The 13,378-nt window shown below is 64.5% G+C and carries 15 protein-coding genes; 7 read left to right on the forward strand and 8 right to left on the reverse strand.

Annotated features, from left to right (window positions below):
* Positions 1-3: 3 nt before the first annotated feature.
* The 8 genes from CFB18_RS01135 to CFB18_RS01170 all read right to left on the reverse strand — a co-directional run bounded on the left by CFB18_RS01135 (position 4) and on the right by CFB18_RS01170 (position 5,569).
* Positions 4-351: a cupin domain-containing protein gene (locus CFB18_RS01135; protein WP_088569973.1), complete on the reverse strand. Its 348-nt coding sequence runs from the start codon at positions 349-351 to the stop codon at positions 4-6.
* Positions 352-361: 10 nt separating this feature from the next.
* Positions 362-1,480: a transaldolase gene (tal, locus tag CFB18_RS01140; protein ID WP_088570188.1), complete on the reverse strand. Its 1,119-nt coding sequence runs from the start codon at positions 1,478-1,480 to the stop codon at positions 362-364.
* A 19-nt stretch (positions 1,481-1,499) separates the two neighbouring features.
* The gene (locus tag CFB18_RS01145; protein ID WP_088569974.1) at positions 1,500-1,901 is read right to left on the reverse strand and encodes a hypothetical protein; all 402 of its coding nucleotides are present in this window, start codon (positions 1,899-1,901) and stop codon (positions 1,500-1,502) included.
* Between the two features lie 146 nt (positions 1,902-2,047).
* A complete protein-coding gene (locus CFB18_RS01150; RefSeq protein ID WP_088569975.1) occupies positions 2,048-2,686 on the reverse strand; it encodes a superoxide dismutase in 639 nt (212 codons plus the stop codon).
* 32 nt (positions 2,687-2,718) lie between these two features.
* The gene (locus CFB18_RS01155) at positions 2,719-3,030 is read right to left on the reverse strand and encodes a MoaD/ThiS family protein (protein ID WP_088569976.1); all 312 of its coding nucleotides are present in this window, start codon (positions 3,028-3,030) and stop codon (positions 2,719-2,721) included.
* Positions 3,031-3,069: 39 nt separating this feature from the next.
* Positions 3,070-3,330 (reverse strand): MoaD/ThiS family protein, encoded by a 261-nt coding sequence (locus tag CFB18_RS01160; RefSeq protein ID WP_088569977.1) that lies wholly within the window; start codon positions 3,328-3,330, stop codon positions 3,070-3,072.
* A 48-nt stretch (positions 3,331-3,378) separates the two neighbouring features.
* Entirely contained in the window at positions 3,379-3,669 is a 291-nt protein-coding gene (locus CFB18_RS01165; protein WP_159461508.1) for a ubiquitin family protein, read from the reverse strand.
* Between the two features lie 115 nt (positions 3,670-3,784).
* Positions 3,785-5,569, reverse strand: a complete 1,785-nt coding sequence (locus CFB18_RS01170) for an aldehyde ferredoxin oxidoreductase family protein (RefSeq protein WP_088569979.1) — start codon at positions 5,567-5,569, stop codon at positions 3,785-3,787.
* 380 nt (positions 5,570-5,949) lie between these two features.
* Between CFB18_RS01170 and CFB18_RS01175 the strand changes: the two genes are divergently transcribed.
* The 7 genes from CFB18_RS01175 to CFB18_RS01205 all read left to right on the forward strand — a co-directional run bounded on the left by CFB18_RS01175 (position 5,950) and on the right by CFB18_RS01205 (position 13,376).
* Entirely contained in the window at positions 5,950-6,828 is an 879-nt protein-coding gene (locus CFB18_RS01175; RefSeq protein ID WP_159461509.1) for a ParB/RepB/Spo0J family partition protein, read from the forward strand.
* Positions 6,829-7,147: 319 nt separating this feature from the next.
* A complete protein-coding gene (locus tag CFB18_RS01180) occupies positions 7,148-7,912 on the forward strand; it encodes an ABC transporter ATP-binding protein (RefSeq protein WP_234976992.1) in 765 nt (254 codons plus the stop codon).
* Positions 7,881-8,600, forward strand: coding sequence for an ABC transporter ATP-binding protein (locus CFB18_RS01185; RefSeq protein ID WP_088569982.1), 720 nt, complete (start codon positions 7,881-7,883; stop codon positions 8,598-8,600). Before CFB18_RS01180 ends, CFB18_RS01185 begins: the two co-directional genes overlap by 32 nt.
* A gap of 20 nt (positions 8,601-8,620) precedes the next feature.
* A complete protein-coding gene (locus tag CFB18_RS01190) occupies positions 8,621-9,529 on the forward strand; it encodes a branched-chain amino acid ABC transporter permease (RefSeq protein ID WP_200808016.1) in 909 nt (302 codons plus the stop codon).
* A 1-nt stretch (position 9,530) separates the two neighbouring features.
* Positions 9,531-10,661 carry a branched-chain amino acid ABC transporter permease gene (locus tag CFB18_RS01195; RefSeq protein ID WP_200808017.1) on the forward strand — a complete coding sequence of 377 codons (1,131 nt, stop codon included), beginning with the start codon at positions 9,531-9,533 and terminating at the stop codon, positions 10,659-10,661.
* 61 nt (positions 10,662-10,722) lie between these two features.
* Positions 10,723-11,925, forward strand: a complete 1,203-nt coding sequence (locus CFB18_RS01200; RefSeq protein ID WP_088569983.1) for an ABC transporter substrate-binding protein — start codon at positions 10,723-10,725, stop codon at positions 11,923-11,925.
* Positions 11,926-12,029: 104 nt separating this feature from the next.
* Positions 12,030-13,376 carry a glutamine synthetase family protein gene (locus CFB18_RS01205; protein ID WP_088569984.1) on the forward strand — a complete coding sequence of 449 codons (1,347 nt, stop codon included), beginning with the start codon at positions 12,030-12,032 and terminating at the stop codon, positions 13,374-13,376.
* Positions 13,377-13,378: the final 2 nt, after the last annotated feature.

Genomic DNA, 13,378 nt, shown 5'->3' on the forward strand with positions numbered 1-13,378 from the left:
GTTCTATTCGCTTAGCGCCGTCATCTGCAGGCGCTCGAGGAAATCTTCCCGAGGGGGCTGGAACACATCGAAGACCAGAGCGTCCTCCAGGAACGTGACCTCGTGCTCCACCCCTGAGGGGATGTGCACGATCTCCCCTGGCCCGAGCTCCGTCTCCTCCCCCGCCATCCGCAGCCGCAGACGCCCCTGGATGACGAGAGTGATCTGTTCGTGGGGATGGGCATGGGGCGGGACCACCGCGCCAGCCGGCGCCTCCACGCGCACCACCATGGCTCGCTCTCCTGTGAACGGCCGCAGGATCAGATCCCCGGCGCGAAAACCGGGCAGCGCGTCGGTGCGGGCGCGATGCATGGCTTGCCTCCTATTTTAGGATGGAGAGCAACTGCGCACGCTTCTCCTCCAAGGCAGCGAGGAGGGCGTCGTAGGAGCGGGCGAAGGCCGCCACTCCCTCGACCTGGAGTTGCTCCAGGATCACCTCCAGGTCGATCCCCAGCCGGGCGAGGGTTGCCAGATCCGCCTTCGCCGCCTCCCAGCCCTCCAGGGCCGTGTCCCCGCTCACCCGGCCGTGATCCTCAAAGGCCTGAAGCGTGGCCATAGGCATCGTGTTGACCGTATCCGGTCCGATCAGCTCCTCCACGTATTTCACGTCGGAATAAGCCGGGTTCTTGGTGCTGGTGCTGGCCCACAGGACCCGCTGCGCCCGCGCCCCCCGCCCGGCAAGCTCTGGAAAGGCCTCCGGAAGGAAACGCTCCCGAAAGCGCCGGTAGACTTGCTTCGCCACCGCCACGGCGATCCGTCCCCGCAGTGCAAGGGCCTCCGGCGTCCCCAGGGCCTCCAGGGCGCGGTCGACCGCGGTGTCGATGCGACTGACGAAGAACGAGGCCACGGAGGCCACGGATCGGGGATCCCCGCCCCTCTCCGCTCGCCGCCGCAGGCCTCGCCAGTAGGCTTCCGCTGCAGCCTCGTAGTGGGTGGGAGAGAAGATGAGCGTGACGTTGACGTTCACCCCCTCGGCGATCAGGGCCTCGATGGCCGGGATCCCCGCCGGGGTGGCGGGGACCTTGATCATCAGGTTGGGCCGATTGACCGCCCGCCACAGCCGCCGGGCCTCGGCGATGGTCCCCTCCGTGTCGTGGGCCAGGTGGGGCGAGACCTCCAGGCTCACATAGCCGTCACCGCCCTCCGTTGCCTCATAGACCGGCCGCAGCAGATCCGCCGCCATGCGGATGTCCTCGACCGCCAGAGCCTCGTAGAGAGCAGTGGTCTCCATCTCGGGGTCCTGGGTCAGATGGGAGCGGATGGCGGCATCATATGCCATGCTGGTCGTGATGGCCCGCTCGAAGATCGTGGGGTTGCTGGTGAGGCCGGTCACCCCTCGTCGGATCAGCTCCTTCAGGGTTCCATCCTCCAGCCACTCCCGGCGGATCTCATCCAGCCAGACCGACTGACCACGAGCGCGCAGCTCCGTCAAAGGCGCCATCATGCTTCCCTCCGTCTCCTTAACACCGTTCCAGTTCCGTATGATCCACGAAGATCCCGCGCCGCCGGAAGGCCGCGGGGCTCTCCACCAGGGCCATGGCGTGCAGGCTGCGGAAACGGGTGGGAAACCACCAGCGGTCCAGGAAGCGCCCGGGCTCCTCCACCCACCGGGGGACCCTCAGGCCGTGATGAACGGCCAGGTGTTCGGCCAGGGCGGCCAGGTAGGCCTCGAAGCGGGGGTCCCCGGTGGGCTCCGGGCGGGCCTCGATCATGGCCTGTCGGACCTCCGGGGCGGCGGCGCGGAAATCGTCCAGGAACTCCCGGATCGGCCGCCAGGCGTCCGCTTCTCCCCCTTCCGGATCCGTCAGGGCCTCCCGGATCCGCCGTGCGACCTCCTGGAGGGTCAGCGGCGCGTAGCCCATCGGAAATCCCTCTCGAACGTCCTGGCGTTCATCCTGACATGCCTTCGGCCTTCTGGCAACCGAGTACCCGAGGAAACCAGCGCGAGCCCGGCCTTCCCGGACCGGGCTCGCGGATCTTCGGACGGCGTCTCTTCCTCGCCGGGGGTTCAGGCGCGGACGCCGGTGCGGATGGCCTCGAGGGCCTTCGCGTAGTTGGCGGCCACCTGATCCCAGTTCACCACGTTCCACCAGGCCTGGACGTAATCCGCCCGCCGGTTCTGGTATTTCAGGTAGTAGGCGTGCTCCCAGACGTCCAGGCCCAGCAGGGGGAACAGGCCTTCCATCACCGGGTTGTCCTGGTTCGGGGTGGAGTGCACCACCAGCTTCCCGAAGGCGGTCATGCTGAGCCAGGCCCAGCCGCTGCCGAAGCGGCCCATGGCCGCCTTGGTGAAGAGCTCCTTGAAGTTGGCGAAGCTCCCGAAGGCCTTGGCGATGGCCTCGGCCAGGGCGCCGCTTGGCTCCCCGCCCCCGCCCGGCTTCATCAAGGTCCAGAACAGGCTGTGGTTCAGATGGCCGCCGCCGTTGTTGCGCACCGCCTCCCGGATGTCCTCGGGGACGCTGGGGAGGTGGCGCAGGAGGGTCTCCACCGGCACGTCCTGGAGCTCCGGGTATTTCTCCAGGGCGGCGTTCAGGTTATTGACGTACGCCTGGTGGTGCCGGGTGTGGTGGATCTCCATGGTCTGTGCGTCGATGTAAGGCTCGAGGGCGTCATACGGGTAAGGCAACGGGGGAAGGGTATGCGCCATGGTGCACCTCCACGAGTTTTGGATCATCGCCCTTATTCTAAAACAAGACCCTTCGCCCTGTCGAGGATTGGGGTGGGAGCCGCGGCATCCTTCACGCCGGGTTCGGGTGCCCCCCCCGCGATCGGCGGGAAGATCCCCACCTCGTCTCCCTCCCGGAGCACCCAATCCGGCTCCTGGCGGATCCCGTTGACGAAGACCACCCGGGCCAGCTCCCGGGGGATAGGCAAGCGCTCGATCAGCTGCCCGACCGTCGTCCCCTCCGGGACTTCCAGGATCAGCGGCCCTTGGTAAGCGCCCGGGATATATTGGCGGAGGATCGCATAGACCTGAACCTTAACTTGCATCCTTCCTCACGCCTCCGGCGCGATGGGTCTTGCATCCGCCTAACAATACAACATCCCCATATTACGAGGGAAGACTCCCAGGCGGTCGCCGTCTCGAAGCAGGCGGGAACGGGCATGGTAATCGTAGCGCCCGTTGATGAAGATGTTGCTTACCTCGCGCTCGGGATCGATGCCGATCTCCCGTAGGAGATCCGCCACCGTCAGCCCCTCCCGATAGGGGATGCGGAGCACTGCCTCCTCCCGTGGATCCGTCTTTCCGGCGTAACGTCGCAGCTCCCCGTAGAGATGCACCTCGATCATCTCCTGGCCCTCCTGTTCCGGACGATGGGACGGCCCCGGCGCGAACGTTCATCCTTCACGGGTCGCGCGGGGGGCGAAGAGGCGGATGTGCGGCATGGTCATGTTTTGAGGGAAAACGCCGATGCGATCGCCCTCCCGCAGGGCCCGCCGCATCCCTTCCGGGTCGTAGAGCCCATTGATGAAGATATGCCGGGCCTCCTCGAGGGGAACTCCCAGATCCCGCAGGGCCTCGGCCACCGTCGTGCCGGGGCGGTAGGGCAGGAGGGCGACCGCATCCTGCCGCGGATCCTCCTGGCCGATATAGCGACGGAGATCGCCATATAGATGGATCTCGATCATCGCGGATTGTGGAGCGCAACCCTTCCGGTCCTGGAGGGATAACAAGGGGATGGACAGGTGTCCGGAATACCCATCCATCCCCCGATTTCGGCATCGCGTTCCGGGAGAGCACCGCTCAGGCCGCGACCTCCCCTACGACCTCCTTGGGCCACTTGCTGAAGTCGTAGACCGCGTCCAGCTCCTCCGGCGGGACGTCGAAGACGGTGTTGTGGGGCGGGAGCGGCTCCTTGGTCATGAAGTCGGGGAGACGATCGTGGGCCTTGGTGAAGCCAGCGGCCTCGTTGAACAGCCGCTCCTTGCGGATGATCTCATATCCCAGGCGGATGGCGTCCTGGGTGGTCCAGTTCACCCCCAACACGCCGGCGCACGACTCCACCATCCCCTCGAAGCCCTCCGGGATGTCCAGCACGCAGAAGGCGTCGAAGAGGCAATAACCGGTGGAGTCGATGAAGGCGGTGGTGGCCTGGAAGGCTCGGGAGAGGTCCGCCTTCTGGACGGCGAAGGGATCCGCCTTGCCGCCCACGCCCAGGATCTCTGGGGCAATGGTGTAGCCGGCGGTGTGATCGGCACCCATCGTGGAGGTGGCATAGGTCACGCCGATCCCTTTGACCGCCCGGGGCTCGTAGGCGGGCATCCCCTGCCCTTTGACCGCCGGGACGCGCGTGACGCCGAAGGCGCGGCCGGTGAAGACACAGCCGTTGCCCAGGATGCGGCCCAGCGGGGTGCCGTGCCGGACCTCCTCGTTCAGGAGCCGGATGGCGGTGTCCGCATCGCCGAAGGCCAGCAGTCCGGCCTCCATGGCCACGGCCAGCGTGTCGCCCATCTCGATGGTGTCCACCCCGATGTCGTTGCAGAGCCAGATCAGGTCGGCGATCTTGTCCAGGTCCCCGATCCCGCAGTTGGCGCCCAGCGCCCAGACCGATTCATATTCCATCACCGAGACCTTGAAGGTCCCGTCTGGGTTGGCCCAGCGGTCGGAGCACTGGATGATGCAACCGGGATGGCAGGGATGGCCGGTCATCCCCTCACCGTTGCGCTTATGGATGATCTCAGCCTTGGTCTCGCCGCTGATCTGGGAGGCCAGCTCGAAGCGGCCGGAGGAGAAGTTGCGGGTGGGGTAGCCGCCGGCCTCGTTCATGATGTTCACCAGGACGTTGGTGCCGTAGGTGTTCAGGGCGCCGCCCTTCTTGGTCACGTCATGGGTCAGGGAGGCCTGGGTGAGCTTCTTGATGCCCCGCTCGAAGAGCTCGGGGTTCTTGATCTCGACGCCCGGGCCACCCCGATCGTCGATGACGATGGCCTTAAGCCCTTTGGAGCCCATCACCGCACCCAGGCCGCCGCGGCCGGCGTAACGGCCTGCGGTGTTCTCCATATCGTTGACGCAGATCCCAGCGGCCGCCATGCGCATCTCCCCGGCGGGGCCAATGCCGATGATGGCCACGCCCTCCCCGTGTTCCTTCCAGAGGAGATCGCAGGTCTCATACATCCCCTTGCCCTTCAGGTGATCCGCCGGCAGCAGGCGGGCGCCATCCTTGTCCACCTTGAGGACGTAGAAGCGATCCTTCTCCCGCGGCTGTCCCTCCACGATGATCGCCTTGATCCCCAGGCGGGCGATCTTCTGCGAGGAGAGGCCGCCGGCGTTGCTCTCCTTGATGCCTCCGGTGAGCGGGGACTTGCCGCCGAAGGAGGTCCGGCCGGAGGTGGGGGCCTTGGTCCCGCTGACGATGCCCGGTGCGATGATCAGTTTGTTATCCGGACCCAGGGGGTGGCAGAGCGGGGGGACTTCATCGTAGATGATGCTGGAGGTCAGGCCGCGGCCGCCCAGCAATGCGTATTTCTCCGGCACCTCCTCGAAGCGGACGGAGAGATCCGTCATGTTCACCCGGAGCAACTTCGCCATGGGGCACCTCCTTATATGAAAAAGGGGAATGCCAGATCCCAGGCCGTCGAAACTTCCCCTGCAGGGCGTGGGCTCCCTCTTCTCCTCACCGCCGCGATGGCCTCCAGCGGAGACCCCCTACCCGACACGCCATCGAGGAGCCTAAGGCAAAAGACGATACTTGTTCCACATCTCATTATCCACAAACCTGGGCATGCTGTCAAAACCAACAACAAAATTTTTGATAATGGATGTAATCGAAATAATTTCTTGTGTAAGACACCGTAATTTTCCTAAATTTGATAATTCTAATGTTGGGACTCTGGGATTTGAAGGCGGGGTTATAATGAGAGATGAGTCGGGTGGAAACGGTGGGATTCGAAATGGGGGAGGAAGCGCCTATGTCCCAGGAGATCCCGGCGGAGATCCGGCAGCTGGCCCAGCAGGTGGAAGCAGATGGGGGCGTGGTGTGGGCCATTTATCCGGATCCCTACGGCGGCCGCTGGCAGCTCCTGGTGGAGCTGCCGTTGGACCGCGTGGAGCCCACCCCCTATCAGCGGGATCTCTCTCCCCATCACGTGGAGCGCTTGAAAGCGGTGATCCGGGCGATCGGTCGTTTCATCGACCCCATCGTCGCGATCCGAACCCCGGACGGCCGCTACTGGACCCCTAACGGCAACCATCGGCGGGAGGCGATGTTCCGGCTCGGCGCCCGCCGGATCACAGCCATCCTGATCCCGGATCCCGCAGTGGCTTATCACATCCTCGGTCTGAACACCGAGAAAGCCCACAACCTTCGGGAGAAGGCGCTGGAGGTTCTCCGGATGTATCGGACCCTGCGGGAGGAGCATCCAGAGGACCCAGAACGGTCCTTCGCTTTCCAGTTTGAGGAAGCGCATCTCATCACCCTGGGGATCCTGTATGACCGCAGGGAGCGGTTCGCCGGCGCGGGCTACGTCCCCATCCTCCGCAAGGTGGATGGTTTCCTGGACATGCCGTTGCGGGAAGCGCTTGGGGAGCGGGAGCGCCGGGCCCAGGTGATCGAAGCCATCGACGCGATGCTGGAACCCATCCTGGAAGCCCTGCACGAGCGGGGCATCCGCTATCCGTTCCTGAAGCAGGCGGTGCTCTCTCAGGTCAACCCCATCCGCCGCAAGCGGATCGTGACGATGTCGTTCGACGAAGTCATGACCCGCATCCGTGAGGGGCTCTCCCGATATAACGCCGAGGCGGTGACGGCGGAGGAGCTGGCCCAGGTCGCGGCGGAAGCGGAGGAGTGAACGAAGTAGCGGCGGGAAAGCTCTCCTCTTCACTGCCCCAGGACTTCACCCTGAGGGCCTGGGCTTCCGGGAGGCCTTGCCCCAACCCCCGGGCCGGTGTCTCCCGCGTTCGCCGACCCGGAGGCTCGTCCCTTTTCCGCGGTGATCCTTGACAATTTCGATCCCATTTTCTATGATAAATATTTGCAAGTTGTGAACCCCTCGGAAGCAGGGCAGGAAGATGGCATCTGCGAGTTCTATCAGGGGACCCCGGGGGATTCGACACGGCGGGCATGGAGAGATGGGCCCGGAGGAGAGGAGGTTAACCCCCTTGCTGAAGGTGGAGGGGCTGACCAAGCGTTTCCAGGGCGTGGTGGCCTTAAAGGACTACCGCCTGACCCTCCACGAAGGCGAGATCCTGGGGGTGATCGGGCCTAACGGGGCGGGCAAGACCACTCTGATCAACCTCCTGAGCGGCTTCCTGAGGCCGGATGAGGGGTCCATCCGCTTTCAGGGCCAGGATCTCGTCCGATTGCCTGCCCATCGAATTCCAGCGCTGGGGATCGCCCGGACGTTCCAGAACATCCGGCTATTCCCCTCCCTGACGGCATTAGAGAACGTCATGGTGGCCATGACTGTTCATCATCCTCCTGATCTGGCGTCGGCGTTATTGGGCTTCGGGCCAGGACAGCGGCGGGCCCAGGCGCTACGTGAGCAGGCAATGCATCTCCTGGAACAGCTGGGGATCGCTCATTTGGCTGATCGGCCTGCTGGTGTCCTCCCGTATGGAGATCAGCGGCGGGTGGAGATCGCCCGCGCCCTGGCCTTGAAGCCCTCCCTGCTGCTGCTGGACGAACCCACGGCCGGCCTGCACCCGGAGGAAAGCGAGGCGCTCGTGGAACAGCTGCGCCGCCTTCATCGAGAGTGGGGCATGGCCATTGTGATGGTGGCTCACGACATGCCTGTAGTGATGCGTTTCTGTCCGCGCCTCCACGTGTTGAGCTCCGGGGCGCTTCTTGCCGAAGGGACACCGGAGGAGATCCGCAACAATCCGCTGGTGTTGGAGGCTTTCCTTGGACGGCCCAGCCATTCTGGAGCTGCGTGAGGTTGAAGCCGCCTATGGGGCGATCCGAGCCCTACATGGTCTCTCACTGAGCGTGCGGCCTGGCGAGGTGGTCGCCTTGCTGGGCCCAAACGGGGCCGGCAAGACGACCACTCTGCGCGTGATCTCCGGATTGCTGCGCCCCACCCGGGGTCAGATTCTCTACAAGGATCAGGAGATCACCGGACGATCACCGGCGGCCATCGCCCGGATGGGGATCATCCAGTGCCCGGAGGGTCGTCACGTTTTCAAGAACCTCACCGTGTGGGAGAACCTCCTGCTGGGAGCATACCGGTTAAGGGATCGCGCGCAGGAACGCCAGAGCCTGGAGTGGGTATTCGGCCTCTTCCCTATCCTGAAGGAGCGTCTGAACCAGCGGGCGGGTCTGCTCTCCGGAGGCCAGCAGCAGATGCTGGCCATCGCCCGAGCGCTCATGGCCAAGCCCGAGATCCTACTTCTGGATGAGCCCTCCCTGGGGCTGGCTCCCCGGGTGGTGGAGGAAGTGTTCGAGGCGCTGGCCCAACTGAAGGCGCAGGGACTGACCATGCTCATCGTTGAGCAGAACGCCGAGAAGGCGCTGGGCCTCGCCGATCGCGCCTATGTGCTGGAAGCTGGGCGTCTAGTCTTGGCGGATCAGACCGCCCGCCTACGCGAGGACCCCCAATTAGTGCGGATCTATTTAGGCCGCTGAAGACGGGAGGGGCCTTCCCCATGCACGCCATCGGTTCCCCGGAATTCTGGATTCAACAGCTGATCAACGCCCTGGGCTTGGGCAGCCAGTACGCCCTAATGGCTGTGGGCCTGGCCATGGTGTTCGCCGTGATGCGACTGATCAATTTCGCTCACGGCACCGTGATGATGTGGAGTGCCTACATCGGGCTTCTCCTTCTCCAGCGGGGTCTGCCCTTCCCCCTGGTCGCTGCAGGGGCTATTCTCGGAGCGGCGACCCTGGGCGCGCTGATGGAGCGCATCGCTTATCGACCGATCCGCGGCGCCCCGGATGTGACTCTTCTCCTGAACTCCTTCGCCGTAGCGGTGTTCCTGGAGAACCTGGCGGTCCTGCTTTTCTCCCCCCGATCCCGTCCCTTCCCCATGCCCGCGCTGCTCACTCAGGTTCTCCACCCCTGGGGCGATCTGTTCCTCCCCTCTATCCATCTGTGGGCCTTCGGCGGCGCACTGCTGGCGCTGGGGGGGCTGGCTTTCTTTGTCACCCGCACCCGTGTCGGGCTGGCAATGCGGGCGGCGGCGGAGAACCCTACAGCAGCCCAGCTGATGGGCATCGAGGTGGGGAAGGTTACCCTTCTGGCCTTCGTCATCGGCTCGGCGATGGCCGGGCTCGCCGTCCTGTTCTGGGTGGCCCACATTGGGACCATCCAGCCCGGCATGGGATTCGAGCCCGTGCTGAAAGCGTTCGTGGCTTGCGTGATTGGTGGGTTCGGGACGATCCCGGGGGCGGTTCTGGGGGGATATCTCTTGGGAGCTCTGGAGATCCTTCTGCAGGGGATCCTTCCCTCCGTGGTGGTAGGCTATCGGGATGCTCTCGTCTACGCTGTTTTGATCTTGTTGCTGCTGGTGCGTCCAGGCGGAGTGCTGGGCTATGGGGAAGCAGAGCGGGTCTGAGATGAAGATTTTGCCGGGACGGCGGGTTGAGATCTGGCTGGGGCGTAGCCTGGGAGGCCTGCTGCTGCTCGGTCTCTATCTGCTGATCGAGCGCGGCGGGAGCGCCTACCTGCAGCGCCTGACCATCCTGTTCTTGATCAACGTCATGTTGGTGGTCAGCCTGAATCTCTTCACTGGGTTCACCGGGGTCTTCTCTCTAGGCCATATCGGTTTCATGGCGCTGGGAGCCTATGCGTCCGCTATCCTCACCATGCCGGTGGCAATGAAGGCTGTCAACTTGCCGGACCTCCCCCTGCCGCTGGCCTCCATTGCCTTGCCCTTCCTGCCTGCCCTCCTCCTCGGTGGGCTCACCACGATGATCATCGCCCTCCTGATCGGCATCCCTATCCTGCGGTTGAGCGGGCACTTCGTTGCTGTGGCAACCTTGGGCTTTCTGATCATCACCCGGGTGATCCTGATCAACGCAGAGGGATTCACCCGCGGCACGCGCACGTTCACCGGCGTCCCTCCCTATACCACCCTGGGTTGGACAGCCCTGTGGGCGCTCTTCAATGTCTACGTCGCCTGGCGTCTGAAGCATTCCACCCTTGGCCTTCAGCTCCTGGCTGCACGGGATGATCCATGGGGTGCGCGGGGAGTTGGAGTAGCCATTGGCCGGGTGCGGCTGATCGCCTTCGGGATCAGCGCCTTCTTCACCGGGGTTGCAGGCGGATTGTGGGCGCACTTCCTCACCGCCTTCTCGCCCAACGCATTCTATTTCTCAAAGACATTCGAGATCATCGTGATGATGATCGTGGGAGGGATGGGCAGCGTGACCGGATCGGTTTTGGGGACGCTGCTGGTGATGAGCGTGACCGAGCTGCTACGCAACTTGGAGCCCGGAGTTGCCGTTGGGTCATTTACCCTCGGTCCTCTTTATGGGCTGAGCCAGATCGGCCTGGCGGTGCTGCTTATCCTGCTGACGGCATTCCGTCGTCAGGGATTGCTGGGAGACCGCGAATTCCGACTGGAGGCCACGATCGAACGGCTGGGGGACTGGGTAAGGAAAGCGCGGTTTTCCATAAAAGCCCCCTCCGCTCGTGAGGCAGACCCTTTAATAAATGAGCTCATCTCAAAACTCTCCAAGCGATGAGGAAGCAGGCAAGGTAGACGAAGCCTTGAGACGAGTTCAAATAAATGAGGAGGTGAGAGCCATGCGCCTGCTGCGTCCGTCTGGAGTTCTGTTCCTGGCTTTCGTCCTTGCGGTTGCGGCCTGCGCGCCAGCAGCCACCCCGACCGCCGCCCCGGCGACTCCCACTGGCGGGCCACCGATCCGAATCGGGGCTCCGTTCAACCTCACCGGTGGGATGGCCTCCATTGACGTCCCCGCCGCCAATGGCGCTCGCCTGGCCGCGGAAGAGATCAATGCCGCCGGTGGAGTGCTGGGGCGCCCGCTGGAGCTGCTCATCCGCGACACCAAAACGGACCCAGCCACCGCGGCCACGGTCGTCACCCAGCTGATCGAGCAGGACAAGGTGGTGGTGGTCATCGGCTTCAATGACTCCGATTATGTCCTGGCGGCCGGACCGATTTGCCAGCGCGCCGGGATCCCCTTCATCACCGTAGGGGCAACCTCGCCGCGCCTGCCTGGGCAGGTGGGGGACATGCTCTTCCTGACCCCCTTCGGGGACAACGTGCAGGCCGCCGTGGGAGCGGAATTCGCCTTCGAGAAGTTCGGTAAGACCGCCTACCTGTTGTGGGACAAGGGCGCCGAATACACAACGGTGCTGGCCAAATACTTCAAGGACCGCTTTACCGAGCTGGGCGGATCCATCGTCCTGGAGGACACCTATCAGTCTGGAGATAAGGATTTCTCCGCCCAGATTGCTAAGGTGAAGGCCCTCCCGCAACAGCCGGACTTCTACTACATCTCCGCCCTGCCGGATGATGTGGGGACCATCGTAAAGCAGTTCCGCAACGCGGGCATCACCGGCCCCATCGTGGGCGGCGATGGTTATGACACCCCTTTGTTGATCCAGGTGGCCGGTCCGGCAGCCGAGAACGTGTTCTTCACAACCCACTCTTTGCTCACGGCTGATTCGCCGAACGAGCGGGTGCGCAAGTTCGTCACAGCCTACAAGCAGAAGTATGGGACGGAGCCGGAGGCGGTCTTCGCCGCCCTGGGCTACGACACAGTCTACGTGTTGGCCGAGGCCATCCGGCGCGCCGGTTCGACGGACGGCCAGGCGATCAAGAAGGCTCTGGAGAGCATTCGGGACTTCCCAGCTGTCACTGGGGTGATCAATTACTCTCCGCAGTCTCACATCCCGCAGAAAGGGGTGACCGTCATCGAGGTCAAGGGTGGGAAGTTCACCCTGGCCGCCGAGCGCGTCCCGCAGAAGGTCCCTGCGCCCTGAGAGAAGACTCCACAGCGCCCGGTCCGGGGCAGGACGAAAACTGTCCCGGACCGGGAAGTCGCCCGCCGTGTTGCCTTCCACCTCACTCTATGGAGGCCAGGGAAATGGCACCTGGAAAGAGCGCGGTTCTCGCCGCCATCCGCACCCATCAAATCCGGTATGTCCGCTTCATCTGGTGCGACAACGCCGGCCTCATCCGGGCCAAGGCGGTCCACGCTGCTTTCCTGGAGGATTACCTGGAGGGAGCCGGGTTGGGCATTGCCGCCGCCCAGCAGGCCCTCCCTGTGATGATTGACGCCCTGGCCCCGGGCTCCGGGCTGACCCCCGCCGGCGAGGTCCATATGCAGGCAGACTGGTCCACCTTCACCCCTTTGCCCTACGCCCCAGGCCACGCCCGGGTTCTCACGGACATTTACGAGGGGGATGCGCCATGGCCTCACTGTCCGCGCTCGTTCCTCCGCCGTATGATCGAACAGGCCGGGCGGCGGGGATGGCGCATCATGGCGGCCTTCGAGAACGAGTTCTACCTGCTCCGGCGGGAGGGGGATCAGTGGCTCCCGGCAGATACCACGGTGTTCGCGCAAACCGCCGCTCTGGATGCCATGGCCCCGGTGCTGGAGGAGCTCACCGCTGCCCTGGAGGCCCAGGGGGTCCTCCCGGAGATGATCTACGCGGAATCCGGTCCGGGCCAGTTTGAGATGCCGATCCGATACGCGGAGGCCCTGCGGGCGGCCGACAACCAAATCATCTTCCGGGAGACCGTGCGCGCGGTAGCCCGTCGCCACGGCCTGGTCGCTTCCTTCGTCCCCAAGATCTTCCCAGACAAAGCGGGCAGTGGCGCCCATCTCCACTTCAGCCTGTGGCGGGGCGATCGCAACTGCATCGCGGATCCCCGCCGTCCCGATACCCTTTCGGCCGAGGCTCGGGCGTTCATCGCCGGCATCCTCCACCACCTGCCCGCCCTGATGGCCCTCACCACCCCCAGTCCCAATTCCTTCAAACGGATCCGCCCGCGCTTCTGGAGCGGGGCTTTCACCTCCTGGGGATACGGCAACCGGGAGGCCGCGGTTCGCGTTCCCCAGCCTCCCGCCGGCCGGCCGATCACCCATATCGAGCTGAAGACCGTGGATCCCTCCTGCAATCCCTATCTGGCGCTTGGGGCGGTGATCGCCGCGGGGCTGGACGGCCTCGATAAAGGGCTCGACCCCGGAGAGCCGGTTCAGATGGATCCCGCCGATTTGCCGGAATCCGAGCGGGCGGCTCGAGGGATCCGGCCGCTGCCTTCGACCCTGGGAGAGGCCATCGCCGCCCTGGAGCAGGATGAGGTCCTCCTACAGGCCCTGGGGCCGGAGCTCGCCCGCTCCTACCTCGCGGTGCGACGGGCGGAGTGGGAGGCGATGAAGGACATGCCCCACGAAGAGGAAGTGCGAATTCTTCTGGAACGCTACTGATT

Source organism: Thermoflexus hugenholtzii JAD2, assembly GCF_900187885.1.
GTDB lineage: Bacteria > Chloroflexota > Anaerolineae > Thermoflexales > Thermoflexaceae > Thermoflexus > Thermoflexus hugenholtzii.